At 70.0% G+C, this 25,945-nt stretch carries 25 protein-coding genes and 2 pseudogenes; 8 read left to right on the top strand and 19 right to left on the bottom strand.

The annotated features are described in order from the left end of the window. Positions 1 to 30: 30 nt before the first annotated feature. Positions 31 to 765 (bottom strand): class I SAM-dependent methyltransferase, encoded by a 735-nt coding sequence (locus Q0Z83_RS18300; RefSeq protein WP_317795160.1) that lies wholly within the window; start codon positions 763 to 765, stop codon positions 31 to 33. A gap of 82 nt (positions 766 to 847) precedes the next feature. Between Q0Z83_RS18300 and Q0Z83_RS18295 the strand changes: the two genes are divergently transcribed. Next, positions 848 to 2,119, top strand: coding sequence for a DUF1800 domain-containing protein (locus Q0Z83_RS18295; protein ID WP_317795159.1), 1,272 nt, complete (start codon positions 848 to 850; stop codon positions 2,117 to 2,119). 12 nt (positions 2,120 to 2,131) lie between these two features. Continuing rightward, a complete protein-coding gene (locus Q0Z83_RS18290; RefSeq protein ID WP_317795158.1) occupies positions 2,132 to 3,361 on the top strand; it encodes a DUF1501 domain-containing protein in 1,230 nt (409 codons plus the stop codon). A gap of 134 nt (positions 3,362 to 3,495) precedes the next feature. On the opposite strand, the gene Q0Z83_RS18285 is transcribed toward Q0Z83_RS18290, so the two are convergent. From Q0Z83_RS18285 to Q0Z83_RS18260, 6 genes are all read right to left on the bottom strand, one after another. Beyond that, positions 3,496 to 4,446: a hypothetical protein gene (locus Q0Z83_RS18285; protein ID WP_317795157.1), complete on the bottom strand. Its 951-nt coding sequence runs from the start codon at positions 4,444 to 4,446 to the stop codon at positions 3,496 to 3,498. 289 nt (positions 4,447 to 4,735) lie between these two features. After that, positions 4,736 to 5,713 (bottom strand): tellurite resistance TerB family protein, encoded by a 978-nt coding sequence (locus tag Q0Z83_RS18280; protein ID WP_317795156.1) that lies wholly within the window; start codon positions 5,711 to 5,713, stop codon positions 4,736 to 4,738. After that, entirely contained in the window at positions 5,710 to 6,054 is a 345-nt protein-coding gene (locus Q0Z83_RS18275) for a PadR family transcriptional regulator (RefSeq protein WP_317795155.1), read from the bottom strand. Before Q0Z83_RS18275 ends, Q0Z83_RS18280 begins: the two co-directional genes overlap by 4 nt. A 192-nt stretch (positions 6,055 to 6,246) precedes the next feature. Beyond that, the gene (locus tag Q0Z83_RS18270) at positions 6,247 to 7,767 is read right to left on the bottom strand and encodes a vanadium-dependent haloperoxidase (protein WP_317795154.1); all 1,521 of its coding nucleotides are present in this window, start codon (positions 7,765 to 7,767) and stop codon (positions 6,247 to 6,249) included. 219 nt (positions 7,768 to 7,986) lie between these two features. Continuing rightward, positions 7,987 to 8,397, bottom strand: a complete 411-nt coding sequence (locus tag Q0Z83_RS18265; protein WP_317795153.1) for a hypothetical protein — start codon at positions 8,395 to 8,397, stop codon at positions 7,987 to 7,989. Continuing rightward, positions 8,397 to 9,239, bottom strand: coding sequence for an IS5 family transposase (locus Q0Z83_RS18260; protein WP_317795152.1), 843 nt, complete (start codon positions 9,237 to 9,239; stop codon positions 8,397 to 8,399). Before Q0Z83_RS18260 ends, Q0Z83_RS18265 begins: the two co-directional genes overlap by 1 nt. 190 nt (positions 9,240 to 9,429) lie before the next feature. Here Q0Z83_RS18260 and Q0Z83_RS18255 point away from each other — a divergent pair, with 190 nt between their 5' ends. Next, a complete protein-coding gene (locus Q0Z83_RS18255; RefSeq protein WP_317795151.1) occupies positions 9,430 to 10,185 on the top strand; it encodes a glycosyltransferase family 2 protein in 756 nt (251 codons plus the stop codon). Here the strand turns inward: Q0Z83_RS18255 and Q0Z83_RS18250 are convergent. Genes Q0Z83_RS18250 through Q0Z83_RS18235 form a run of 4 tightly spaced genes read right to left on the bottom strand, consistent with a single transcriptional unit; the run spans position 10,167 to position 13,880 of the window. Continuing rightward, complete coding sequence (locus tag Q0Z83_RS18250) at positions 10,167 to 11,354, bottom strand: lycopene cyclase family protein (protein ID WP_317795150.1); 1,188 nt, start codon at positions 11,352 to 11,354, stop codon at positions 10,167 to 10,169. The genes Q0Z83_RS18255 and Q0Z83_RS18250 overlap by 19 nt on opposite strands. 12 nt (positions 11,355 to 11,366) lie before the next feature. Beyond that, positions 11,367 to 12,107, bottom strand: a complete 741-nt coding sequence (locus Q0Z83_RS18245) for a S16 family serine protease (RefSeq protein ID WP_317795149.1) — start codon at positions 12,105 to 12,107, stop codon at positions 11,367 to 11,369. Continuing rightward, positions 12,086 to 12,739 carry a Type 1 glutamine amidotransferase-like domain-containing protein gene (locus Q0Z83_RS18240; protein ID WP_317795148.1) on the bottom strand — a complete coding sequence of 218 codons (654 nt, stop codon included), beginning with the start codon at positions 12,737 to 12,739 and terminating at the stop codon, positions 12,086 to 12,088. The genes Q0Z83_RS18245 and Q0Z83_RS18240 overlap by 22 nt, the downstream gene beginning before the upstream one ends. Before the next feature lie 10 nt (positions 12,740 to 12,749). Then, positions 12,750 to 13,880 carry an MFS transporter gene (locus Q0Z83_RS18235; RefSeq protein WP_317795147.1) on the bottom strand — a complete coding sequence of 377 codons (1,131 nt, stop codon included), beginning with the start codon at positions 13,878 to 13,880 and terminating at the stop codon, positions 12,750 to 12,752. A 54-nt stretch (positions 13,881 to 13,934) separates the two neighbouring features. Between Q0Z83_RS18235 and Q0Z83_RS18230 the strand changes: the two genes are divergently transcribed. Further along, entirely contained in the window at positions 13,935 to 14,675 is a 741-nt protein-coding gene (locus Q0Z83_RS18230) for an AraC family transcriptional regulator (protein ID WP_317795146.1), read from the top strand. Positions 14,676 to 14,702: 27 nt separating this feature from the next. Here the strand turns inward: Q0Z83_RS18230 and Q0Z83_RS18225 are convergent, their stop codons facing one another. The 3 genes from Q0Z83_RS18225 to Q0Z83_RS18215 form a co-directional block, all read right to left on the bottom strand. Further along, on the bottom strand, positions 14,703 to 15,479 hold the full coding sequence (locus tag Q0Z83_RS18225; protein WP_317795145.1) for a glycosyltransferase family 2 protein: 777 nt from the start codon (positions 15,477 to 15,479) through the stop codon (positions 14,703 to 14,705). A gap of 88 nt (positions 15,480 to 15,567) precedes the next feature. Next, positions 15,568 to 16,881, bottom strand: coding sequence for a GNAT family N-acetyltransferase (locus Q0Z83_RS18220; RefSeq protein WP_317795144.1), 1,314 nt, complete (start codon positions 16,879 to 16,881; stop codon positions 15,568 to 15,570). Between the two features lie 26 nt (positions 16,882 to 16,907). Further along, positions 16,908 to 17,183, bottom strand: a complete 276-nt coding sequence (locus Q0Z83_RS18215) for an excalibur calcium-binding domain-containing protein (protein ID WP_317795143.1) — start codon at positions 17,181 to 17,183, stop codon at positions 16,908 to 16,910. Between the two features lie 170 nt (positions 17,184 to 17,353). On the opposite strand from Q0Z83_RS18215, the gene Q0Z83_RS18210 reads away from it, so the two are divergent. Beyond that, positions 17,354 to 18,220, top strand: a complete 867-nt coding sequence (locus Q0Z83_RS18210; protein WP_317795142.1) for a DUF4394 domain-containing protein — start codon at positions 17,354 to 17,356, stop codon at positions 18,218 to 18,220. A gap of 3 nt (positions 18,221 to 18,223) precedes the next feature. Here the strand turns inward: Q0Z83_RS18210 and Q0Z83_RS18205 are convergent, their stop codons facing one another. Together Q0Z83_RS18205 and Q0Z83_RS18200 are read right to left on the bottom strand one after the other, a co-directional pair. Beyond that, the gene (locus tag Q0Z83_RS18205; RefSeq protein WP_317797093.1) at positions 18,224 to 20,395 is read right to left on the bottom strand and encodes an ATP-binding protein; all 2,172 of its coding nucleotides are present in this window, start codon (positions 20,393 to 20,395) and stop codon (positions 18,224 to 18,226) included. 75 nt (positions 20,396 to 20,470) lie between these two features. Next, positions 20,471 to 21,103: pseudogene (locus Q0Z83_RS18200) on the bottom strand (AfsR/SARP family transcriptional regulator); the annotation flags it as partial. 108 nt (positions 21,104 to 21,211) lie between these two features. Between Q0Z83_RS18200 and Q0Z83_RS18195 the strand changes: the two are divergent. Then, entirely contained in the window at positions 21,212 to 21,613 is a 402-nt protein-coding gene (locus tag Q0Z83_RS18195; protein WP_317795141.1) for a cellulose binding domain-containing protein, read from the top strand. A gap of 2 nt (positions 21,614 to 21,615) precedes the next feature. Here Q0Z83_RS18195 and Q0Z83_RS18190 read toward each other — a convergent pair whose 3' ends face one another. The 3 genes and pseudogenes from Q0Z83_RS18190 to Q0Z83_RS18180 all read right to left on the bottom strand — a co-directional run bounded on the left by Q0Z83_RS18190 (position 21,616) and on the right by Q0Z83_RS18180 (position 24,025). After that, positions 21,616 to 22,062: a hypothetical protein gene (locus Q0Z83_RS18190; protein ID WP_317795140.1), complete on the bottom strand. Its 447-nt coding sequence runs from the start codon at positions 22,060 to 22,062 to the stop codon at positions 21,616 to 21,618. An 11-nt stretch (positions 22,063 to 22,073) separates the two neighbouring features. Beyond that, positions 22,074 to 23,453, bottom strand: a complete 1,380-nt coding sequence (gene tnpB / locus Q0Z83_RS18185) for an IS607 family element RNA-guided endonuclease TnpB (protein ID WP_317795139.1) — start codon at positions 23,451 to 23,453, stop codon at positions 22,074 to 22,076. Next, positions 23,450 to 24,025: pseudogene (locus Q0Z83_RS18180) on the bottom strand (IS607 family transposase). The gene tnpB and the pseudogene Q0Z83_RS18180 overlap by 4 nt, the downstream one beginning before the upstream one ends. Before the next feature lie 197 nt (positions 24,026 to 24,222). Here Q0Z83_RS18180 and Q0Z83_RS18175 point away from each other — a divergent pair. Beyond that, the gene (locus tag Q0Z83_RS18175; protein WP_317795138.1) at positions 24,223 to 24,984 is read left to right on the top strand and encodes a CAP domain-containing protein; all 762 of its coding nucleotides are present in this window, start codon (positions 24,223 to 24,225) and stop codon (positions 24,982 to 24,984) included. Between the two features lie 319 nt (positions 24,985 to 25,303). Next, a complete protein-coding gene (locus Q0Z83_RS18170) occupies positions 25,304 to 25,648 on the top strand; it encodes a hypothetical protein (protein WP_317795137.1) in 345 nt (114 codons plus the stop codon). Positions 25,649 to 25,945 lie beyond the last annotated feature (297 nt).

Here is a 25,945-nt window from a genome sequence, read left to right as displayed (position 1 = left end):
ACGGCGCCGACGAATACTCGCCGCCGTCGATCAGTTCCGCCGCCGCTGGAAGATCACCAGATCCAGCCGCTCCACGATCGGCCCGCGGATCCGGCCCTCGGCGGCGTCCCGGCGCAGCTGCGACAGCCCCTGCTCGAACACCGGATCAGGCAGGCCGGCCAGCGGACTCAACGACCGGGACGCGGCCTTCGCCACCAGTTCGGCGGCGTCCTCGGCGAACGTCTGCTCGACCTGAACACGCTCCACCATCCCGAGACCCCCGCCGGCCAACACGACGGCGATCCGCTCCAGCGCCAGTAGCGCCGGACTGCCCGCCGCCCACGCGAGCGGAAAATACCGGGTCAGCGGAAGCTCCTCCGGCGGACCGAAACCACCCCGCAGCAACAGATGCCCACCCGGCCGCAGCACACGACCCAGACCCGCCGCCAACGCCGGCAGATCCCGGACATGATGGACCACCTGCGACGCCCACACGGCGTCGAACACCCCGGCCCGAAACGGCATCGCCTCCGCCGCGCCGCCGACCATCCCCGCCCCCGAAAACCGCGCCCGCATCGCCGCCGACGGCTCACACGCCACCACCCGGGCACCACTGAACCGCGCCAGAGCGGCACTGAACCGGCCGGTCCCGGCACCGAGATCGAGGATCCGGCCCCCACCGGACGGCAGGAACGGTCCGGCCGCGGCCATCCACCTCACCACGTCACCGGCACGAAGCCCCCGCCCCCGGTCGTAGGCCGCCGCCATCACCGGTCCGTACGTCATCGGAATCCTCCGCCCATCGTTCGTACGCCAATCGGATGGTGTCTTTACCGAAGCCTTACATCGACTACCTACGTTGGCTCGCATGACCGACCGCCGGGTGATGGCCCATCTGCTCCGCCGCCTCACGTTCGGGCCGACGTCGGCCGAGGTCGACGCGGCCGTACGCGCCGGCCACGACGCCACCCTCGACCGGCTGCTGCGCCCGGCGCCGCCACCGACGCCACCCGAGCTGGGCCCCGACCCGATGTCGCGACTGGCCACCGGCGCCGACCGCGAACAGCGCCGGGAAGCACGCCGCACACAGAACGACCAGGTCGCGGAGCTGACCCGCTGGTGGCTGGCCCGAATGGCCGGGCCGGGTGCGGCCGAGAAACTCACCTTCTTCTGGCACGGGCACTGGGCGACCAGCTCCCGCAAGGTCCGCTCGGCGCAGCTCATGCTGACCCAACAACAAACCCTGCGGCGGTACGGAACAGGCGACACCGGGCCACTCGTGCGGGCCATGCTGCGCGACCCCGCACTGATCCTCTGGCTCGACGGGCAGAAGAACACCCGCCGCGCCCCCAACGAGAACCTGGCCCGCGAGCTGATGGAACTGTTCACCCTCGGCCTGGGCGCCTACACCGAGGACGACGTCAAAGCCGGCGCCCGGGTCCTCACCGGCTGGCAGGTCGACCGGAACACCGGCGCCGCCACCCTGGTCGCCAAGCGGCACGACGACCGGCCGGTCCGCCTGCTCGGCCGCACCGCGACCTGGGACGTCGACGCGTACGCCGACCGACTCGTCCAGCACGACGCCCACCTGCCGTTCCTGGCCGGACGACTGTGGGCCCGCTACGCCGCCGAACCCGGCCCGACACCCGCCGCGACCGCCCGGATCACCGCCGCCGGCCGCGACACCACCGCACTGCTGCGAGCCGTGTGCCGGGACCCGGAGTTCCCCGCCACCACCGGACGACTGGTCAAACAACCCGTCGAATGGCTGGTCGGCGCGCTACGCCAGCTCGACATCGACGTCGCCGGACTGAAGGTCGAACAGCAGCAGCGCCTGCTCACGACACTGCGGCAACTCGGCCAGCTTCCGCTGCGGCCGCCGTCGGTCGGTGGCTGGCCGTCCGACCGGGAGTGGCTCACCACCGCCACCACCCTGGCCCGCCTCCGCGCCGCCCAGCACCTCGCCACCCTGGCCCCCGCCGCCGACCGGCTCACCGGACCCGACCGGATCGACGCACTGGCCGACCTGCTGGTCGTGGACGCCTGGACCGCGGGCACCCGGGCCGCGCTCGACGCGGCCAAGGACCCGCAGCGGCTACTCGCCCTCGGCCTGGGCAGCCCCGAATACGCCGTGCACTGAAGGAGCGCCGACATGGACACCATCACCCGCCGCCGGTTCCTGATCGCCAGCGGTGTCGCCGGCGCCGGTGCCCTCGCGGCAGGCGCCACCGCGTACACCCTCGACGACCTCCTGGCCACCTCCGGCGACCGTGACGACACCGCGACAACCCTGGTCCTGGTCACCCTCTACGGCGGCAACGACGGACTCAACACCGTCATCCCGTACGCCGATCCGGCGTATGCGGCGGCCCGACCCGAGATGACCTACCAACCCGAGGCGATCCTGCGGCTCGACGACGAGTTCGGGCTCAACCCGGGACTCACCGGGCTGCACCGGCTCTACCAGGACCGGCGGCTCGCGATCGTGCACGGCGTCGGCTATCCACGGCCCAACCGCAGCCACTTCCAGTCGATGGACATCTGGCAGACCGCCCAGCCCGACCGGCCCGGCACCACCGGCTGGCTCGGCCGCTGGCTGGACACCACGGGCCGCGACCCGCGGCTGGCGATCTCGTTCGAACCGGCGCTGCCACCCCTTCTCGCCGGTGCGGACAGCGCCGGGGCGACCGTACCCGGTGGGAAACTCGCTCTCCCCGGCGGACTGACCACCGCGACCCTGGGCAACCTGGCGACCGCCGAACCGGGGGTTTCGCCCGCGCTGGCTCGTGCCGCCGGCTGTTTCGCCGACCTGATGCGGGTCCAGGACATGATGCGCGAGGTCGAGGCGGAGACCGCCGACGAGGAGACCGACGACGGCGACCCGCCCGCGGCGACCGCCACCGGTGGTGCCGCGCCGCCGCTCGATCAGCAGCTCGCCCTGGTCGCCAGATGCATCGAGGCGGGTGCGGCGACCAGGGTGTACTCGGTGTCGCTGGGCGGCTTCGACCTGCACGCCGACGGCCGCGACTCCCAACAGGCCCTGCTGAAGCGGCTCGACGGACCGCTGACCGCGTTCGCCGACCGGATGGCCGGCAAGGGCGTGGTGATCGCGGTGTACTCGGAGTTCGGACGGCGGGTGCACGCCAACGCCTCCGACGGCACCGACCACGGCACGGCGTCACACATGTTCCTGCTCGGCGACGGTGTCCACGGCGGCCGCCACGGCGAACCACCGAGCCTGACCGACCTTGAAGACGGCGACCTGAAATACACCGTCGACTTCCGCGACGTGTACGCCACCCTGCTGGCCGACGTCCTGAACAGCGACCCGGAACGGATCCTCGACGGCTGGACCGGACGGCTGACCGGAATCCTCGGGTAGCGTCCACCGGACCCATTCCGTCGCTCATTGTTTCTGGTGCCGACGGTGACGTCGGGACGCACCGTCGATGGGCGGTCGACGAATTCGTCGGCCGCCCATCGATTGGTTACTTCGGTGTTACCGGAGGCTTTCCTTTATTCGAAACATTCGCCGACGACTGCGCCGACCGAGAAGAGCGACAACAGAATGTTCTTGTAGTCCGCGCGGGTGACGGACTTGATGCCCTCGTTCTTGGCCCAGCGGATGGCGTCCTTGCGGCTGAACCCGGCCTTGCGGGCCGCCTTGTAGGCCTTGCTGAGCACCTTGGCCAGCTTCCAGGCGCCACCGGCCGCCTTCACCGCTGCCTTGATCTTGCTGATCGGGCCGACGATCGAGAAGATCGCCACTCCGATCGCCGAGATGCAGCCGACGATGCCGAACGTCGACATCTCGCCCGGAGCGGTGACGTCGAGGTTCTCCTCGAGGTACTCGAGAGTGGCCTGGTCACCCTGGGCGATGACCGCGTCCGGGACCTCCTCCATGACGGTCAGCGCGTCGTAGACCTCCAGGGTGAGCGCGTCGCCCTCGGCGGCCGGCGTCTCAGCTGCCGGGTTGTAGGTGTACGTGGCCTCGATCAGGTCGAACGTGCTCGTGGTGCCGGTCTCGGTGTCGTACGGGCGCACCACACCGTCGGTGCCGACGACCGCCGGACCGGTGTAGACGACCGTCGGCGTGCCGGTGGCGGACGGGATCGTGATGGTCAGCGGGACCAGGCCGTCGGTGCCGGTGGCGGCGGCGATCGTCTCCGGGAAGCCGATCCACGTGTCGAACCCGCCGTCCGCCCACGAGTAGCCCCAGCCGACCTCGGCGGGTGTGATGGTGTTGCCGGACACGGTGTCGACGGAGACCGTGACCACGGCGTCGGCGATCGGCGCGCCCGTCGCGGTCTTGAGGGTGCCGGTCAGTGCGGTCGCCGCGGTGCTCGACTGAACGGCGGCGGCGGGCACCCGGGCGTGTGCGATCTCCGGCATGCCGCCGAGTGCCACGGCCGCGGAGAGCAGCACGACGGACAGACGGCGCGTCAGGAGTCTCGATGTGGTGGACAAACTGGTACCCCGTTTCGAAAGATGCGATTCTCCTGGACCAGTCGCCAGGCGAACATGTGGAAGATAATCAATGCATATTCGAGCGGGGTCAAGGCTTGATCAAAATCCGTTGTATGTCCGGATTGTTGGAATCCGAGAGTCGACGGTGGTGAATGGAGTCATTTTGGCCGGATAAGCGTGGCGCCCCATTCCCGAATCGGGAAAGGGGCGCCGTCGACGGGGTTGACAGTCTCTTGCAAGTCCACTATGGACACTCGGCGGACCGGATCTCGACGGGCAAGTGGTGACGTCAGCTGTCGGCTCTGCGTCCGAAATCCACTCCCACCCATGCCGGCAGAGCCGCACCGGTGACCGCGATCCACCAGTCGCCGTCGAGCACGGCCGACACGATCAGGACGGCCATCAGGACCAGCAGGGCGATCCGACCCGCCGTGCTCGCCGCCCGAGTCCGCCACCACGGCACCTGCCGCCGGGGCTCACCCGCCGCCAGGTCCTGCGCGAACTGCTCCAGCGACGGGAACTCCGCACCCGGGCTGGAGCCGGCCTCCGTCACGTGGGCGCGGGCCTCCTCGACCAGGACGGCCGCCCGGTCGGCCGGAAGGTCGAATCGGCCGACCAGCAGGGCCTGGAGCCGCGCGAACCAGGCCTCCGGGTCGGCCGGGTCGGACCCGGTGGACGGCTCGGCGGGTCTGCCGGGCCGGGTCAGCAGCCAACCGAGGCCGAGGGAGACCACCAGCGTGCCCAATGCGGACGTCTCGCCGATGCGGTCGGTGGGCAGCCGGGTGAACGCCACACCCGCGGCGATCACGAGCAGGCCCGCGCCGACGAAACCCCACGGCGCCAGGCGGGGATGCCCGGAGGCCCGCAGCGCACTGGGTGCCGCGATGCAGACGAACAGGCTCAGGCCGACCAGGACGGTACCGACGACGCCCGCGACGGTCAGCGGAATCGTGAGCCCGCCGTTGACCCACATCGCGAGCAGGGACGCCGGCACGCCGACGAACGCCAGTACGAACAGCCCGTCGCTCAGGTGATCACGAGGCGTCTTGCCCTGGGTGTCCAGCCGGGCCTGAACGGCCGGCTGGGCGGCCGCGACGTCCGCCGCGAAGTCGTCGGGGGAGCCCAGCGCCTGCCAGGGGTCAGCGCCGCTCTGCTCATAGTCGGAGCGTGCCTGCTGGATCAGGGGCGTCGCCTCCCGGTAGCCGATGCCGCGGTCGCCGAGGGCGGTTCGGGTCATCAGTTCCCACCGCTCAAAACTGGCCGTCATGGTTGCTCCATCGTCTGCCGCAGGAACTCGTCAAGGGTGGCCGTGAATCTCTGCCAGGCCTGCCACTGGCCGTCCAGCCGCCGCCGACCGTCGTCGGTGATCGCGTAGACCTTCCGGCCCGGTCCGCCCGCGCCGGCCTGCCATGTCGAGCTGACCGCGGCCTCGGCTTCCAGCCGGGTCAGCACCGGGTAGAGCACACCGCCCCGGATCGTGCCGAGCCCCTGGTCGCCGAGGCGCTGGGCCAGGGCGTATCCGTGCCGGTCGCCCTCGGTCAGGGTGGCCAGGACGGCCATCTCGAGAGTGGCGCGCAACCAGCCGGGGTCCGTCGCTGATCCCCCCATGTTCTCCTCCAGGTGTCGCGGAACCCTGTCACGCGAGTAGTCTGCGTCTTCGACTAGTCTGAATCCAGACTAGTGGAAGCGCAAGTGTGCCCGCGGGAGGAGTGGCAGCCGATCCGGAGACCGGTGGGCGACGAGTTCAGGCCGTGGTCCGGTGACGGTCGTGGCGCACACGACCGTCACCGGACCGGACCGTCACATCCAGGGGTAGAAGATGAGCCGCCAGGAGGTGGGGCTGTCCCCGCGGCAGTAGTAGCCGCTGTAGATCAGGTTGCCGTAGACGAAATCGTCGCCTTTCGTCTCGCATTCCGACGCGGTCGGGTAGGTCCCGCCGCCGATCACCTTCTGCAGGAGTTTGTTGGAGACGTAGGTGCCGACCTTGGTGCCGGCGGTGTAGCCCTGAGTGACGTCCCAGCTGTAGTGGACACCCAGGTAGATCCGGCTGCGGGCGTTCTCCATCGCCGCCGCGCTCAGGGTGGTGAAGGTCCGTGTCACGCCGACGGCGTGCGGGTCGTCGGTGCCGCCGGTGAAGGTGATCTCGTCGGTGCCGAAGTACCGTTTCATGGTCTCCGCCCAGGCGCTGCCGACGGTGGCGTGCCCGGAGACCCAGGACGGGGAGGCGGGGCTGAAACCGACCCCGTTGCGGTCGGCCGACAGCGGTTTCCAGGTCGCGTCCGCGGTGGTGGCCGCGTTGTTGTCGGTTCCGGCCAGCTGGATCGCCGACTCGGGTCGCCACAGGTCGATCGGGGTCTGGTAGTTGGCATCCGACGCGACCACCGCGGCATCCGCCATCGCGGCGCTGACCAGGGCGAACAGTCGCAGGTTGGCCATCTGGTCGAGCCCGCGGCCGGCCGACACGACCTGCGTGTGCGCGAAGTGCTGACCCGGCAGCTTGTACGTGCCGTCCAGGTCGTTGGCCCAGAACCAGGCGGCCTGCGTCTGGTCCGCGGTGCGACTGGAGCCGGTCGCCCGGCCGAGACTCTTGACCACGTTGACCTGCGTGGCGTACGCCCCACTGGCCAGCAGCGACGACATGGTCGCGTAACCACCGGGCGGCGTCGGCCGGAAACTGCTCTTGTACGCCTCCCCGTACCGGGAGAACGGTGTCACCTTCCCCCAGTTGGGCGTGACGGCGTTGCCGGATCCGGTCGGCCGCCAATAGCCGGGCTCGTTGACCAGCGTGTAGGCGGTGGTGAGGCCGGACTGGTCGGCGAGCGGGTCCCGGTTGGAGATCATGTTCTGCCCGGCCTTGGCGCCGACGCTCCGACCCTGCTGCTGTGCGGCGTCCACGGCGATGCCGTCCTGTGCCGCGGCCAGGTCACCGGAGAAACCGATGTTCGGGTAGAGACTGGTCAGCACCGTGTACGCGGCGTAGTCGATCGCCGTCTCCACGTCCGGGTTCGCCCAGTTCGTGATCGGGTTGAAGCCGGTGTAGTCGATGGCCAGACAGTTGAAGTCGTCGTACGTACCCGTTTTGTGGCAGTTGATGGTGTTGACCGCGTTGAACATGGCGTTGTGCACCATCGCGCCGGACCGCGCCAGCGGGCCGGGCGCGCCACCGGCCGTCCGGTAGGTCTTGAGCAGGACGTTGTTCCAGAAGATGACGTGGTCGCCGACCGGTGCCGCCTGCGCCGGCCGGGCGGTGACCGCCAGGCCGGTCGGCACCAGCACCGTCGCGAGCGCGCCGAGGAGCGCTCTTCTGATCTGTTTCCGCATGACATCCCCCGATTTATCTTTGTCGATCGAGCAGAAGTGCGAGGGGATCGTACTGTCCACATGAGACGGGTGGGTAGCCGGACGATCACATTCAGACATTCGGTCAGGTGCGAGGCGGCCGTTCCGGTCTGCCGATCCTTGCGCGGGTCCTGAGAGGGCAATCCGTGCGGTTTAGGGATGTTTCGGGTTTGAGTTCGAGTTAGAACTGCTGGTCGGGGGTCACTCGGCTAGGGCGGTGAGGGTGAACTGCCCGGCGCTGGTCTCGGTCAGGATTCCGCGTTTGACCAGGCGTTTCAGTTTGGCGCGGATGCCTTCGGTGTCGTTGTGTTCGGCGCCGATGCCGATCGCGAGGCAGACGTCTCTGGCGCGCATGGCCGGGCTGTCGCTGGTGGTGAACGCGGAGAGGATCTGCTGGTAGACGGTGTTGTCGAGGCTGCCGCTGTTCGGGATGGCCGAGTCGTTGGTGCCGGTCAGCCGGGTCAGGGTGGTGCGGGTGGTGACCAGGTCGGACAGTTCGGTTTCGGCCAGGCGTAGTTCGTCGGTGAGTTTGCCGATCTGTTCGCGCAGGTCGGCGATGGCCGCGGCGGTACTGGTTTGTCGTTCGGTGATCAGGTCCAGGATGGGCTGCATCAGGTCACGTCCTCGGTGATGGTGCGCCAGGTCGGCGTGGCGGTGCCGGTCAGCCGGCGGGTCAGGTTGGCCGTGGAGGCCCAGAGGGTGTGCGACACGCTGGAGGCGGGCAGGCTCTCGTAGTCACGGACCAGGCGCCGGTGCAGCATCAGGGTGCCGTGGGTCCGTTCGACCACCCACCGTTTGGCGATCGGCACGAACCCGGGAGTGGTGTCGCTGCGTTTGACCTGTTCAACAGTGATCCCGAGGACTGCGCCATGGATCATGACCTCGTCCTTGAACCCGGCATCGACATAGACGCGGGCCACCGTCGAGGTGTGCTCGACGACCTTGTCGAGCAGGTCGATGCCGATGGTGTTGTCGGTGGCCGAGGCCGCGGCGACCACGACCGCGATGATCAGGCCGAGGGTGTCCACGGCCAGGCCCCGTTTGCGGCCGGGCACCTTCTTACCCGCGTCCTTGCCGGTGGTAGCGGCCGGGACGTGGTTCGCGCAACGGATGGACTGGGTGTCCAGGACGACCGCGGTCGGGTCCTCGGTGCGGCCGGCCCTCTCCCTGGCCTGGCAGCGCAGCAGGTCATGGATGGCCTGGTCGGTGCCGTCGTTACGCCATAATCCGAAGTAGTAGTAGACCGCGGATCCGGGCGGCAGGTCATGCGGCAGTAACGCCCATTGGCAACCGGTCCGGTTCTGGTAGAACAACGCGTTGACGATCTCGCGCATCTCGTAGCGGCCTTCGTACCCCGACGGGGAAGCCCGCCGGGCCTTCCAGACCTGAAGGAACGGCTCGATCAACGCCCACTGGGCGTCCGTGAGATCAGTCGAATACGCCTGACGTGCCATGAGCAGGCACTACGCGGCCGCCAACCATGCGACCTCAACCCCCGCCGCGACTTCACGACATCGAGGGACACCAAATCAATCCGTAAACCTCGAAAGGGTACTTCAACCCGCTAAAGCTACATCCGCGAACTTATGACCCTCTGAGAGCGGCTTGAGGTTGCGTTGAGGGTGCGATCCGATCTGTGGGGGCATGAACGCCACCGCCGCCCGCCCCGCCCTCATCGACCTCACCGTGGTCGTGCCGTTCTTCAACCCGGGTCCGGTGGTGCGTCGCACGGTCGAGCAGCTGGTCGCCTGCCTGACCGAGGCCGGGGTGGTGTTCGAGGTGATCGCGGTCTCCGACGGTTCGACCGACGGCTCCGCCGCCCTGCTCGCGGGCATGGCGAACGTGACGGTGCTCGACAACCCGGTCAACCAGGGCAAGGGCGCCGCCCTGCACCAGGGGTTCGCCGCCGCCAACGGTGCGTGGGTCGGGTTCATCGACGCCGACGGCGACATCGACCCCCGGCACCTGGTCGACTACCTGACGCTCGCCCGCACCGGCGGCCACGCGATGGTCTACGCCGACAAGCGCCACATCGCCTCGGTCTCCGGTGCCGGCCGGGCCCGCAAACTGATCTCGGTGTCCTACTCGACGCTGGTCACCGCCATGTTCGGCCTGACGGTCCGCGACACCCAGACCGGCTGCAAGATCATCCGCCGGGACGTACTCACCGAGGTCCTGCCCCGCCTGCGCGAACGCCGCTTCGCGTTCGACCTCGAACTGTTCGTCGCGACCAACGCCGCCGGCATCACCGACCTGCACGCCGCCCCGGTCCGCCTCGAGACCCGCGTCGCCGGATCGACGGTCACCACCAAGAGCATCATCCGCACCATCCGCGACACGTTCACCATCTACGGCCGCCGCCGCGCGAACCACTACGCCGTCTACGCCCTCGCCGCCTGAACCACCCGACCCAGACGCGCGACCGCGTCACCGGCCGCCGCCCGCGTCATCGGCAGCAGCGGACTCGACGCCATCAGCCTCAGATCCTCACCCCAGGACGTCGTGCCGTCGAGGAACCGCAGCACCCGCTCCGGCGGATTCCGGTCGAACAACCGCCCGAAGAATTCGACCCCGTCGACCATTCCGCGGTCCAGAGCCCGCAACTGCACCGCGTCCATCCACCGGTGCCGCCCCGGATACGCCGGCCCGGGCAGCGGCGGACGACCCGCCGCCACCTCGACCGCGATCCGATCGGCCTGCCGGGCCATCGCGGTGAACGTGAACCCGGTCGACGGCCGGGTCGCCCCACCCGCCGTACCCAGCCGCACCACCCGCGGCGACGGACGGGCCTCGAAGACACCGTCGGTCATCGGGATCACCCCGTTCTCCACCTCCCGCACCCGCACCGCCGCCTCGTCGATGCCGAGCAGCGCGAGATAGCCGCGCAACGCCGCGTCATACTCGTCGCCGGACAGCACCGACGGCGAGAATTCGGTGTATTCGACCAACGCGAACCGCTCATCGACCGGCAGCACATACCCGAACGACACCCCACGCGCGGGCTGCGGAGTCCGAAAATCCATCAGGACCGCCCGCCCCGGCTCGAAGATCGCCCGGTCCGACTCCAACCACCAACCCCGAAAATGCTGCAACCAGTTGGTACGGCCAGAGCGCGCCGGAGACCGCGGACGAGAGTCGAGCACCCACCCCGCCCGGACCAACGGCGTACCGGCTTCGTCCCGCACCACCACCCGCGACCCGTCGTCGTCGAGCCGGTCGGCCGCGGCGGTGACCCGCACCGCGCCGAGCCGCTGCTCCGCCGCACCGGCCAGCTCGTAGAGCGGCCCCGACCGCAACATCGCATACCGCAGCGGCCGCAGCGGCAGAGTCCGCCGACCCTCCGCCGTCACCACGTCGACCGCCGCCCAGCTCGCACTGAGCAGCGGATCGAGAAACGAACCGGGCTCACCCCAGAAAGCCCAGGTCCGATCCTGCCCACGTTTGTGCACCGGGTCGACGATCGCCACCCGTACCCCCGAAAGATCTTTTCGATCCAGAGCGGCGAGTACGAGTGAAGCGGCCCCGCCCCCACCGACCAGAGCCAGATCAACCGTGACGGGCGAAGTCATGCGCCGATCATCTCAGCACGGTGCGGGGACGCCCCCGGCGGTGACGGTCTTCAGCGCGAGCAGCGCGTCGTCGGCCGTGGCCACCTTCGCCAGGGTCAGACCGGGCACCGGGTTGGCCGCCGCCTCCGCGCAGTTGCCCTCCGGAACCAGGAAGAACTCGGCCCCGGCCGCCTTGGCGCCGTGCAGCTTCTGGGGGATGCCGCCGATCGGGCCGACCGCGCCGTCCGCGCGGATCTCCCCGGTCCCGGCGATCACCCGACCGCCGGTGAGGTCGGCCGGAGTGAGCTTGTCGACGATGCCGAGCACCAGCATCAGCCCGGCACTCGGGCCACCGATCTCACGAACGTCGATGCTCACCCGTACCCCCGCCGGTTGACCCATTTCGGTCAGGGCCACCGCGATCGCGGTGCTCTCCGACGTCGCGAACGCCTCCTGATTCACCTGCTGAACCTGCTCGTCGCTCTGCCCGGCCGGAAAGACCGCCTCCCGCGGGACCAGCGCCCTCCGATCGTCGAACCAGGCACCGACCGCATCGGCGCCGCCACCCACATCAGTGACCTCGACCGTGGTGAGCAGCAGCTTTCCCGTCGAGGCGGAGACGTCCGCACCGGTCACGGCGATCACGTCCGCCCCGAGCACGTCGAGCGTCGGACCAGGCTTCTCCACCAGATACGGCATCGGCGCGAACCAGACCCCGGCGGCAAGCAGAGCCGTCCCGAACACACCGGCGGTCAGGAGTCGAACTTTTTCCACTGTCCCTCCGAGACGATCTCGGTGCCGGCTTCGGTCACCTTGATGGCGGTCTGCGCGTCGATGGCATACGCGGGCCTGTCGATTCCGGTGGCCCACCGTTCCGCCTCGGCCATCGAGAAATGCGGGGAATCCGGGTCGTTCAGGTGCGGGAAGATCGAGAAGTCGACCAGTCCCAGAGTCGTGTCGTCGCCGTCGGTGAAATGCCTTCCGATCCGCGGTGTCACCACCATGCTGCCGGCGCTCAGCCCGACGTAGACGGTGTCGTGCAGCGTCGGCAGCATCTCGGCCAGGCCGGACTCGCGCATCCAGCGGTGCAGGTACATGGTGTCGCCGCCGTTGACCAGCAACACGTCGGCCGCGTGGACCCACGAGGTCCACAGCTCCCGATCGATGCTGGGTAGGGCGGTCAGTTCCAGCACGCCGACCGATTTCCAGCCCAGCTCGGTCATCGGACTGGGCGACCGGCCACTGATGAAACGCCAGGGACCGCCCGGTTCGCCGTACCGGCCGCCGTATCCCGCGGTGGGAATGCAGAGGGCGCCGGCCTCGGCGATCGGCTTGCCCAGCAGGTCGACCAGGGCCTGCCGAATGCTCGCGTTTCGAACGCCGGAATCGGTCAGCAGGAATTTCACCCCGGCGACGCTAACACGCCCGTATCGGCGCCGGATCACGCAACGTCTGGAAGATCAACAAGCTCAACGCGGGCATCACCACCAGCGGCATGAGCGCGGCCTGCAGTGAGGTGGCGTCGGCCAGCGCGCCGATGACCGGGCTCGCCAGACCGCCGACGCTGACCGTCAGCCCCAGGGTGACGCCGCTCGCGGTGCCGACCCGGCTCGGCAGGTAGTCCTGTCCGAGAGTGATCTGCAGCGAGAACGGCACGTACAGCGCGATCGAGGTCAGGGCCACGAACAGGTAGAACGCCGGGCCGGGCGCCCACACCACACCGGCGATCGCGAAGACGGCCACGCCATACGACCAGCGCGACGTCGTGACCCGGCCCCACCTGCTCGCCGCCGAACCGCCGAGCAGGGAGCCGACGACTCCGCCGAGATACAGCAGGAACAAGGCTGCCGTACCCGCGGCCGGGTCTCCGCCCTGCCGTTGCCGAGCGTAGAGCGAGACGAAGGCGCTCAGCCCGACGAACGCGATCGACCGGAAGATCACCGCGAACGTCAGGCGCAGAAACGACGAGATGTCGTCACGGCCGGTCTTCGGGATCGTGGCGTTCCGGCGCCGGGTCAGGGCCTGCAGCACCGGCAGTGCCATCGCGGCCCCGGCGAGTGCCGGGACCATCAGCAACGGCGTCCACCTCAGCCCGGTGATCGCGGCGACCAGCAGCGGCGCCACCGCGAAACCGATGTTGCCGCCGGTCGAGAACCAGGCCATCGCCGTGTGGCTGCCGTCGCTCGCCTCGCGGGCGATCCGGGCCGACTCGGGGTGGTAGGCGGCCACGCCGATCCCGGACAGCGCCACGAACAGCAGCGTCAGCGGGTAACTGCCGGTCAGGCCGCTCACCGCGATGCCGACTCCGCCGATCAGGGTGCTCACGGGCAGCAGCCACGGCATCGCCCACCGGTCGGTGAGGGCGCCGAACACCGGCTGCGCGACCGACGACAGCAGCGACGCGGCGAGGACGACACCGGACACGGCGGCGTACGTGTAGGCGCGCTCGGCCACGAACAGCGGCACCAGCGCGGCGACGGCGCCCTGGTAGACGTCGACGCAGGCGTGCCCGGCGGCCAGCAGGGTGATGGAGGTTCGTCTTCGCACCACGACCATGCTTCCCGGCGGTACGGTGTCCGGCTTCCGATATCCTGCCAACCGATGCCGGAAATCCGCCACGAGCCGATCGCACCCACCCGCAGCCAGTGGCTGGCGTCCGGGGCTGAGATCAGCGCCCACCGGCACGACGACCACCAGATCATCTACGCCGCGCGCGGGGTCCTGACCGTCACCACCGACGCCGGATCCTGGGTGACGCCGGGTAACCGTGCCATCTGGGTGCCCGCCGGCACGGTGCACGCCCATCGCGCCTACGGTTCGCTGGAACTGCACCTGGTCGGGCTGCCCGCCGACAGTAATCCGCTCAGCCTGGACACCCCCACGGTCCTGTCGGTCGCGCCGCTGCTCCGCGAGCTGATCATCGAGTACACCCGCGGTCCGGACTCGGCCGGCCCGGAACACGATCGGCTGCTCGCCGTACTCCTCGACCGGCTTCGGGCCTCGCCGCAGCAGCCGCTGCACGTGCCGACCCCGACGGATCCGCTGCTACGCGCCGTGTGCGAGCTGGTGCGGGCGTCGCCGGGTGACAACCGGACGCTCGTCGACCTCGGCCGTGCGGTGGGTGCCAGCGACCGCACCCTGTCCCGGCTGTTCCGCCGCGATCTCGGCATGAGTTACCCGCAGTGGCGCACCCAGCTGCGCCTGCACCATGCGCTGATCCTGCTCGCCGACCGGACCCCGGTGACCACGGTCGCGCACCGCTGCGGCTGGTCCTCGGCCAGCGCGTTCATCGACGTGTTCCGACGAACCTTCGGCCACACTCCCGGAGTCGGGGGCGTCTGACGCCGTCGTGCGTCTGGGTCGGGTGGTTCAGGCGGCGAGGGCGTAGACGGCGTAGTGGTTCGCGCGGCGGCGGCCGTAGATGGTGAACGTGTCGCGGATCGTGCGGACGATGCTCTTGGTGGTGACCGTCGATCCGGCGACGCGGGTCTCGAGGCGGACCGGGGCGGCGTGCAGGTCGGTGATGCCGGCGGCGTTGGTCGCGACGAACAGTTCGAGGTCGAACGCGAAGCGGCGTTCGCGCAGGCGGGGCAGGACCTCGGTGAGTACGTCCCGGCGGATGATCTTGCAGCCGGTCTGGGTGTCGCGGACCGTCAGGCCGAACATGGCGGTGACCAGCGTCGAGTAGCTCACCGAGATCAGCTTGCGGGCCCGGCCGGCACCCGACACCGAGGCGGTGTGGCGCTTGTCGGCGTAGACCATGGCGTGCCCGCCGGTGCGGGCGAGCGTCAGGTAGTCGACCAGGTGCCGGGGGTCGATGTCGCCGTCGGCGTCGATGAACCCGACCCACGCACCGTTGGCGGCGGCGAACCCCTGGTGCAGGGCGGCGCCCTTGCCCTGGTTGACCGGGTTGTCGAGCACCGTCACGTTCGCCATGCCGGCCAGCAGGGCGGCGGAGCCGTCGGTCGAGCCGTCGGAGACCGCGATCACCTCGAACGCCACCCCGGCCTCGGTCAGGCAGGCGACCAGCTGCTCGACCGTGCGACGCACCACCGGACCCGGGTTGAAGAACGGCACCACCACGCTGAGCTCAACGGCCGAGCGACGGACGATGGCGGCGGGGGCGGCGACTGCGGTGGCGTTCATGCCCCCACAGATCGGAACGCACCCTCAACACAACCTCAAGCCGCTCTCAGGACCCGCGCAAGGATCATCGGCCTGCCTCCGGGTCCGCTCAGACGCGCGGCCACAGGCGGGCGTCGACCGGTGGGAACGCGGCCGTCAGGAACTGCTCGGTGCGGTGCTCGCGTGGCACGCAGTCCGGCCAGGTGGCCAGCACCTCCGGCAGGGTGCGGTAGCCGAGCGCCAGCTGCAGCAACGCCCCCGGCGGGACCGCCGCATCGATGCCCGGGTCGACGGCCGGGTTCGGCGAGCGGCGGCCCGCGGTCACCGCGGTCAGCTCACCGTCGGTGAACTCCAGGCGGGCGGCCCGCCCGTACGTGTCGATCGTCATCGAGGTGGCCGGCCAGCGCAGACCCGCGGCGTTCCAGCGGGCGCGCAGCACCGGCGCCAGGTGGGCGAGCAGTACGGCTGGGTCGGTGGCGCGCAGGTACCAGCCGCGCTGCCGTTTCGGGACTCCGGGCGGGCCCAGCCGGACCAGCGGGTGCTGCGGGTTCAGACGCCGGCGCAGCAGGGTGAACGGCTGCCCGGTCGACGCGGCGTACCGTCGGCCGATCTCTCCCAGGTAGGCCGACATCGCCGGGGCGGCCCGCGCCCAGTCGCCCGGCCGCTCGCAGGCGGCGGCGTGCAGCACCAGCTCGCCCGCGCCGTACAACTGCACGCTGTGCACCAGGTAGCCGCACACCGCGGCGCCGTCGACGAGCACGGCGACCGCGTTGCGGGAGATGTCGGCGTCCCGACGGCCGGCGATCTCATAGCGCCACACGTTCGGATCGCGGGGACAGCTGAGCACCGGCTCCGCGGTGAGGCGCCGGTCGATCGCGGCGAGGGCGTCCGCGTCGGCGACGGTGGCCGCCCGCACCGTCAGGCCGTCACCCGAGCCGACGGTCAGGGATGTCGCGGGCACGCTGGGAGCACCGTCGTCGGCGAGCGCATAGTCGTAGCCGAGCCGCCGGTAGAAGTACGGAATCCCCTCGATCATCTGCAGGGTGACGCCGTCGGCCCGGTAGCGGTCGTGCAGCGCGGCGAACAGCATCTCGGTGAGCCGCCGCCCGCGATGCTCGGGCGCGGTGGCGACCAGCTCCACCTGGCCCACCGGCAGCCGCACCCCGGCCAGGAACCAGTCCTGGCGCAGCCCGACCAGGCTCGCCGCGGGCCGCCCGGTGGCCACATCCTCGACGACCAGGAAGTCGTCGGGCGTGACCGACGGGTGGCCGTCCATCAGGTCGTACACCCATGCCGCGATGCCCGGGTGGGACTCACCGCCGGTCACCGGCTGCAACTGCGTGGAGGCCTGCAGCGCGGCGAGGTCGTCGGCGTCCCCGGCCCGCCCCACCCGAATCGCGTAACGAGTGTCTACCGTCGTCATGCCTTACGTTCTACCAGGCGCCCGGGTCAGCGCTTCTCGCAGGCGATGCCGTCCTTGTCACGGTCACGGGACTTGTTCGCCTTGTAGACCGCGTTGTTGCGGGTGAAGGTGGTGACCGGCTTCGTCTTGCCGCGCACCTTGTCCTTCGCACCCTTCAGACCGACACCGTGCTTGTAGACCTTGTTGAGCGCGGCGCAGTTGGCGTACCTCTTCGCGGCGGCCTCGGCGGGGGAGACCGCCACGATCGTGCCGGTCGCGGCGATCAGGCCGGCGACGAGCACGGCGGTGATGCGGTGGTGCATGCGGATCCTCTCGATCGTGGGAGCCCAGTGATCCTCACAGGCGCGAACCCGGAACGGCTCCACCGGCCGCGCTGGACACGGCTCCAGGTGGTGTCCAGTTCGTGTCCAGACGTCCTGCATAGCTTCGGCCGCAGCACGTCAACCGACATCGGAAGCAGGGGGAACAAGTCATGAGGGCACGGATCAAGAAGACGCTCGCCGCGGCCGCCGCCGTCGTCACCGCGACCACCGCCGTCATCGTCGGCGTGAGTGGTGGCGGGGCCACCGCCGCCGCGTCGAGCCTGCTCGCCTACGGGATCGCGGGCAACGGCACGCTGATGCTGCAGTTCTGGACCGGCACGCCCGAGCAGAACGACTGGGTACGCCGCATCACCGGCCTCAGCGGCGACACCTCGGTCGTCGGGATCGACTTCCGGGTGCAGGACGGCAAGTTGTACGCGGTCGGCAACAAGGGCGGCATCTACACCATCGGCATCCCCAGCGCGATCGCCACCAAGGTGTCGCAGCTGCAGGTCGCCCTGTACGGCACGAACTTCGGCGTCGACTTCAACCCGGCCGCCGACCGTCTGCGGGTGATCAGCGACAACGCCCAGAACCTGCGGCACAACCTGAACGACCACACCACGATCGAGGACACCACCCTGACCACCCCGCCGGCGACCGGCCCGACCCGGGGCGTGACCGCCGCCGCGTACACCAACAACGACCTGAACGCCGCCACCGGAACCACCCTGTTCGACATCAACACCACCACCGACCAGGTGGTCATCCAGTCGCCGGCCAACAACGGGCTACTGGTGGCGACCGGCAACCTCGGATTCGACGCCGACGGCAACGCCGGTTTCGACATCTTCAGTGACCTGACCGGCGGAAAGACGACCGCGCTGACGGCCTACGCCAGCCTCACCCCGGTGGTTCCGGCCGACCAGGTCCCGCTGCAGAACTTCTACAGCATCGACCTGCTCACCGGCACGCCGACGCTGATCGGGACGTTCCCGCTGGACGTCACCGACGTGGCGGTCGCCCTGGACAAGTAACGGCTACGCGGGCATCTCGTACCGGCCGGCGGCCGACAACCGGGCCAACCCCTCCTCAGCGCGCGTCTGCTCGTACCGGTAGCCGATCTCACCGGCTATCCGCAGCGCGGCGAGGTGATGGGTCCGGGCGTCGGCCGCCCGGCCGGTCGCGGCCGCCGCCTCGCCGAGACTGTTACCGACCCGGGCCTCACCGGCCCGTTCCCCGATCCGGCGGAACAGCGACAGGGCCTCACCGAGACGCGTACCGGCCTGTTCGTGGTCACCGCGCAACACATCGACAAGACCGAGACCATCGAGGGCGTACGCCCGACCGGCGAGCTCGGTCGTGCCGGAGAAGACCAGCAGCGCCCGCTCGTACAGTTGCGCCGCCTCCGCGGACCGGCCCGAGGACGACTCGACATGACCCAAAAACAGCAGCGCGTACGCCTCCCCGATCGCGTCACCGATGTCCTGACAGATCGCCACCGCCGCCCGCAGATCACGCGCCGCCTCCGGATGACGGCCCTGCCGCAGCCGCACCTGACCGAGGTTGCCCAACCCGCGCGCCTCCCCGGCCCGATCACCGGAGTGCCGGGCCACCGCGACCACCTCGCCGAGGAACCGCGCCGACTCGGCATACCGGCCCTGCCACTGATACAGATGACCGAGATTGCCCAGCGCCCGCACCCGGACCAAGGTGTCACCGACCTCCAGCGCCAGATCGACGGCCCGCTGGAGTTCGGCGCCGGCTTCGGCGTACCGCGCCTGCTGAACGTGCAGCACCCCGAGGTTGATCCGCAACTGCGCGGCACTGCGCCGATCCGGCAGCCGCTCGGCCGCCCGCAGCGCATGCTCGTGCAGCATGACCGCGTCCGGATAGTGCCCGCCGCTCTCCAGATAGCGCAGCAGCACCTGGGCCAGTTGCACCGCATACCACTCCGGACCGTGCGCCACCGCATGCACCGCGGTCGCGACCAGATTCGCGCGTTCGGCGTCCAGCCAGGCCAGCGCGGTGCCCTCGTCCAGCGCCGGCATCGGCGCGTCCGCGTCCGGCACCCGCGGCCTGCGGCCACTCTCGGCCGGGAACAGCAGATCCATCGCGGTGGCCGCGGCCCGCAGATAGAAGTCCAGCACCGCGCGGGGCAGACCGGCTTCGCCGGACCGCAGAGCGAGATCTCTGGCGTACGCCCGGAGCAGGTCGTGCATGCCGTACCGGTCGCCGGTGCGCTGCACGAGATGACTCGCGGTCAGCCGGTCCAGATGTTCCCGCGCCTGCGCCTCGGTGCCGCCGGTGAGCGCGGCCACCGCATGGCTGTCGAACTCGGTGCCGGGGTGGTGCCCGAGCAGCCGGAACGTCCGCGCGACCCGGGACGGCAGATCACGGTAGGACCAGGAGAACACCACCGCGATGTCGGAGTGCGGATCACCCGTCGACAGCAGCCCGAGCCGCCCACGGTGATCGGCCAGCTCACCGACCACCGACGCCAACGTGGCCGGGGCCCGACGGTGCACGAGCTCGGCGGCGATCCGCAGCGCCAACGGCAGCCGGGCACAGTGCGCGGCCAACTCCTCCGCGGCCTCCGGATCGCCGGTGACGCTGTCCCCGGCCAGACGGGCGAGCAGCGCCAACGCATCCTCGGTACGCAGTACGTCCAGGTCGAGGCGGCGCGCACCGTGCCGTACCACCAGGCCCGGAAGATTGTCCCGGCTGGTCACCAGGACGACGCTGCTCGCGGCGGCCGGCAGCAGCGGCCGGACCTGGTCGACCGACGCCGCGTTGTCCAGCAGGATCAGCACCTTCCGCCGATCGAGCAGACTCCGATAGAGGGCGGCCCGCTCCTCGACGTCGGCCGGCATCTGCTCACCGGGCAGCCCGAGTGATCGCAGGAACCGGGCCAGCGCGGCATCCGGGGTCACCGGCTGCTCCGGATCGTATCCGCGCAGATCGATGTAGAGCTGGCCGTCCGGGAAACGATCGCGGACCCGGTGCGCCCACCGGGTGGCCAGGGCGGTCTTGCCGACCCCGGCGGTACCGGACAGGACCGCGATCATCACCGTGGCCGGGTCGGCGGCACCGGTCAGCCGGTCCAGGGCATCGATCTCGTACGCCCGACCGGTGAACCCGGGCACGTCGGCCGGCAGTTCCGCGGGCACCGGACGCCCGGTACTCACCGATGGCCGGGTCGGGGCGTTCACCCGTACATCCTCGTCTAAAAGATCTTGATGGGCCGCCGACAGGTCGGCGCCCGGGTCGACGCCGAGCTCGTCGGCCAGCCGCCGCCGCACCGCGTGGTAGGTGGCGAACGCCTGCGCCCGCCGCCCCGCCGCGGCCAGCGCCCGGACCAGCCCCGCCTGCCCGGCCTCGTCCAGCGGATCGGCCGCGGTGACCTCCTCGAACGCAGCGATCGCCCGCCCGGCCTGCCCGGCGGCCAGCAGCGCGGCACCCAGCCGGGACAGCGCGGCCCGATGCTCGGCGACGATCGGCCGGACCTTCGGATGCTCGGCCAGCTGCGGCAGATCGGCGAACGGCTGCCCCTGCCACAGCGCCAACGCCGCACTGAGCGGCTCCACCGCCCGGCTGTCCGCAGCCTGACGCAGCAGCCGCCGGAACCGCAGGATGTCGATCTGATCGGCCGGCACACCCAGGTGGTAGCCGTCGCCGAGATAGGGGATCAGCTCGCTGCGGGAGTGCGGGGCACGGGCCGGTTCGAGGATCCGGCGCAGCCGCTTGACGTGGGTCTGGATGACGTTGACGGCACTGGCCGGCGGATCGTCGCCCCAGATCGTGTCGATCAGCGTGGGCAGGCCGACCGGCTGCCCACCGGCCAGCACGAGCAGACCCAGCACCGTCCGCTGCGCGGGCGGGCCGAGCAGAATCGGCTCGTCGTCGTGCCAGGCGCGCATCGGCCCGAGCACCTGGATCCGTAGCGTCATCGGCGCTGTCCAGTCTCCGTCCAGTCGAGTGCCCCAGAATGCATCGACGAAAGCTTATCTATGCGAGGGGAATCGGACATGTCGCGAATCGGACGGGCGATCGGGGTCCTGGCGATGCTGGCGGGGGTGCTCGGACCGGCCTCGGCGGCCCGGGCGGACGCGGCGGCCTGCGCGGTCAAGTACAAGGTGTCGCCCTACACCGGTGGGTTCACCGCCGAGATCACCGTCACCAACGTCGGTGACCAGGACATCCGGGGCTGGACCTTCCGGTTCCCGCTGGAGACGACCGCGACCGTGGTCGAGTTCTGGAACGCGCAACTGCTCGCCCCCACCGTCGTCGTGATCACCCAGGACAAGGGCTGGAACGCGAACGTCGCACCCGGCGGCAGCATCTCCCTCGGACTGCGTGCGGTCGGTACCGCGGGCGCCGACCCGGCCTGGTTCACCGTCAACGACATCACCTGCTCCCGGGTGAGCTGACCTCAGCGCTGCCTCTCCCACTGCTTCTTCAGCGCGTCATGGAAGTGCTGCGGGAACTCGTCGGCGTCCGACTGCAGATACACCTTGGTCTTCGTACCGTCCGCACCCCAGGTGACGGTCAGGTAGGCGGCGTACGTCCACGAGTCGGCGTTGGCGTCGAGGTCCAGGGCGGTGATGTCCTTCAACGGGATGCTGATCTCCTCCTCGCCGTCGCCGCCGAGCGCCCAGTAGGAGACCACCCGTGACTCGGTGAAGAACGTGCCGGCGTCCTCGAGGTCCTCGCCCCGACTGGTGTAGAACAGCACGTGTTCGCCGTCCTGGAGCCGACCCAGGTCGACCAGCCGCCGCTCGTCGGCGGGGGAGAGGCCGGTCTCCGACTCGATCCCGCCGCAGGCGGCCAGGGCCAGCAGGACGGTCAGGGCCAGCAGCATCGTTCTCGGAGTACGCACACCGTTACCTTTCAGTGCGCTTTAGTGAGCACACGGTTGGTAGTCCTGCCTTGCGGCGGGACGGTCCCGGTCTGACCGACGAGTGTCGTGCCGGGTTCACGTTTCACGGCCACCTGCCCGCGTACGCGGGTCTTCTGGTCGGCTCCACGTGCTGCCACCGGGCCACTCCCGGCGGTGTCGAACTCGGCCGCGAGGGCGGCCAGGTTGAGTGCGGCGTTGCGGTCGCGGTCAACGGTCAGGCCGCACGCCTCACAGGTGTAGGTGCGCTCGGACAGGGCCGGCTTGGTTTTCACCGTGCCGCATGCCGAACAGGTTTTGGAGGACGGATACCAGCGGTCGGCCACCAGCAGCCGACCGCCGTTCCATCCGGTCTTGTACGCCAACTGCCGCCGGATCTCGGCGAATCCAGCGTCGGCGATGTGCTTCGCGAGCCGCCGGTTGGCGAGCATGCCGGTCACGTTGAGGTTCTCGACCACGACCGTGCCATGCTCACGAGCGATCCGGGTGGTGAGTTTGTGCAGACCGTCGCGGCGCAGATTGCTCACGCGGGCATGGGCACGGCCGAGCCTCGTTGCGGCGCGTTCCCAGCGCTTCGACGCCCGTCGACCGGTGCGCCGGTCCGGGCCGGTCTTACGCGACAATGCCCGGCCGAGAGCGCGTAGGCGCTGCCGGGCGGTGGTCAGGTGGCGCGGGTTCGGTACGAGTTCGCCGGTGGACAGCACGGCGAGGTGTCTGATGCCGACGTCGACGCCTGCCACCGAGCCGGGGCGGGCCGGGACGCGTTCGGCGCGTTCGACCTCGACGGTGAACGACACGTGCCAGCGCCCGCCGTCACGCCGCACCGTGGCGGACATGATCCGCGCGGTGCCCGCTTCGAGGCGGCGGGCCAGCTTGCGGGCCGACTCGTGCAGCTTCAACCGGCCGAGCCGAGGCAGTACGACGTGCATGCGGTCGGGTTCGATGCGGATCGCTCCGGTGGTGAACCGCACGGATGGTGTGGTGCGGCGGCGCGACTTGAATCGGGGAAACCCGACCGGCCGCCCGGCCCGTTTGCCGGTGCGGGAGTCGGTCCAGTTCTTCAACCCGCGAGCGAGCGCGTCCAGGCCGGTATTGAACGCTTCCTTGGACACCTCGCCCCACCACGGCGCGACGTCGGGCTTCGCGGCGTTCCACGCCTTACGCAAACCGGCCAGCGACCAGGACAGCGACGGCGTCAACTGTTCGTCCGGCACGCCGTACGACCGTTCCGCGCTCCGCTGGTCCATGACGGCCTTGACCCGAGCGAGTGCCCAGTTATGGGCGACCCGGGCCGCACCCGCGTGGGCGAGTACATCACGTTCCCGGCCCGGGTTGAGGTCGAGGGCGAACCGGTACGCCTGGATCGTCTTCACGCCGGTTCCTCGGTGGCAGCTTCCACAGCCCGCCGGGCACGGTTCGCGGCAGCGCGACGGCCGTACAGACGCGCACACAGACTCGTCAGGATCTCCGTCACGTCACGGACCAAGTCGTCATCGACCTCTGCGGGGTCGACCACCAGCAGGCGACGACCCTGCGCGGTCAGCGCGGCCTCGACGTACTCGGCCCCGAAACGGGCGAACCGGTCCCGGTGCTCGACCACGATCGTCGACACGGCAGGGTCACGCAGCAGGGCGAGGAACTCGCGGTGCCCGTCGAGCGCTGACCCGACCTCCGTGACCACCCGGTCGACGCCGAGTCTCTGCCCGGTGGCCCACACGGTCACCCGGGCGACCTGCCGATCCAGGTCCGGCTTCTGGTCGGCCGACGACACCCCGGCATACACCACGGTCTACCCGGCCCCGGCCGACGTTCCCGTGACCGGCTCACCGATCATGATGAGACGGCCGATCCGGTAAGTAGGAACGGGCAGCGTCCCGGCCGCGTAACGCCGACACGCTGTCGCGTACGAGATCCCGGTGGCCGCTGCCCATTCCTTCACATTCACGACGACAACCATAACGAACTAATGAAAACTACTGACAACCGAAACGCCAGCAGTCGTCAACCCTCGAGGAAAGCCGAACCCCGCAACCATGCGGCGACGCACCGGCACCGGGCCTGCCATCATCGCGGCCCGTCATCCCGCCGAAGTCGATGGTGAGCCCGCAAGCAGCGGGTCCGGAACTTCGAAAGGGTCTGCTCTTGCGCCAGCTTCTTCGCCGCCTCGCCGTCACCGCCGTCCTCGCTCCGGTGGCCGCCATCGGCGTCACCACGATGTTCGCGAGCCCGGCTGAGGCCGCCCCGGCGAAGACGCACCCGTGGCCGGGTGCCGGTCAGGCCGGTCCGGGGCACCACGGCGGGTGGAAGCACCGCGGCCCGGCGTGGCCCATGCCGGGGCAGTTCCCGGGCATGCCCGCCCCGGAGATGCCGTTCCCCGGCATGCCCGCGCCCGAGACGCCGTTCCCCGGCATGCCCGCGCCCGGCATGCCCGTGCCTGAGATGCCCGCGCCCGGCATGCCCGCTCCTGAGATGCCCGCTCCGGAGGTGCCGGCGCCGGCTACTCCCGCGCCCGGTGACTCGACCGACCAGAGTGTCGTGGCCGAGATCAACCGGCTGATCAACGAGCAGCGCACCGGTAACGGATGCGCGGCGCTGACGGTCGACGCCCAGCTCACCGCTGCCGCTCAGGCGCACAGCACGTGGATGGCCCAGAACGGTACCCTCTCGCACACCGGCGACGGTGGCTCCACCTTCGTGACCCGCGCCAAGGCCGCCGGTTACGCCCAGCCCTCGGCCGAGAACATCGCCATGGGCTACCGCACCGCGGCCGAGGTCGTCGACGGCTGGATGAACAGCCCCGGCCACCGCGCCAACATCGTGAACTGCCAGTCCAAGACGGTCGGCGTCGCCGCGGCGGACACCGCCGACGGCACCCCGTACTACACCCAGGTATTCGGTTACTGACCCCCGCAACACCGTGCAGGCCCGAGCCGATCCCTCTGCGGCTGGGGCCTGCACGTGTCAGCGGCCGGCCCGTGGTCGGGAAGGTCCTGGCGGTCCTCGGAACGCCAAGATCATTCCGAACGCGCTGGTACGGGCGGACAACGACGCCGCCACATTCGAGGTCCTCGTCGATCGCGGCGCCGTCACCAGCGGCCCGGCAACCGTCGGCGAGCCCCGGCAGTTAAGGCGCTGCGATCTGTCGGTTCGCTCTTCTGTCGAATCGAGGGTGTTCTCTGGTTACTGGTGTGGTGAGCGCCCACGGGATCTGCAACGATGAATCATGACCTCCGGGTGGCGGAACGGTTGGGATCTTCTGGCGGCGACTGCGAGCGCAATCGCCCTGATCATGATCGTCTTCTATGTCGGACTGATACGCCAGCAGGACGGTCAGGTAGCGGCCTGGTTCCTCGCCGGACTTGCCGTCGCAGCACTTCTTTCGATCTATGGTGTAGCGCGCGCAGCGCCCGGGCGCCGGTCGATGCTGGCAGTGTCGGGCGTGATGATGGTGGCACTCGGCCTTCTCGGCATCCTGTCGATCGGACTACCCATCCTCGGTGCGGGTGTTTTGGCGCTGGTCACTGCCACGCGCGTAGCGGGCGCCGAAGCGGGGTCGCCCGCCCGGTAGAGGGGTTCGCCGGCCTCGTCCAAGGTGACGTAGAGGTCTTCCGCCGTTGCACGGTCGAGCCGCAGTACGACGTGGTACGCCACGCGGAGACATGCGCTCCTCACCCGTGGCATCGCACAACCAAGATCGAGTGCACGGATCTGCCGCTGATCGCGCTCGGACCGGTCGTTGCGGGCGTGGCCGGTTGGTGCGCTGTGACGGCTTGACGTCGTGTCCTGCCGATGAGGCTCGACTGGGGGCCGACCAGGATGCGCCGGTAGTCGGCATTGGCCTGCGACCATGGTTCGGCCTGTGATC

This window comes from Actinoplanes sichuanensis (assembly GCF_033097365.1).
Lineage (GTDB): Bacteria > Actinomycetota > Actinomycetes > Mycobacteriales > Micromonosporaceae > Actinoplanes > Actinoplanes sichuanensis.
The sequence above is the reverse complement of the archived record's forward strand: the minus strand, read 5'-3'. Positions and strand labels throughout refer to the sequence as shown.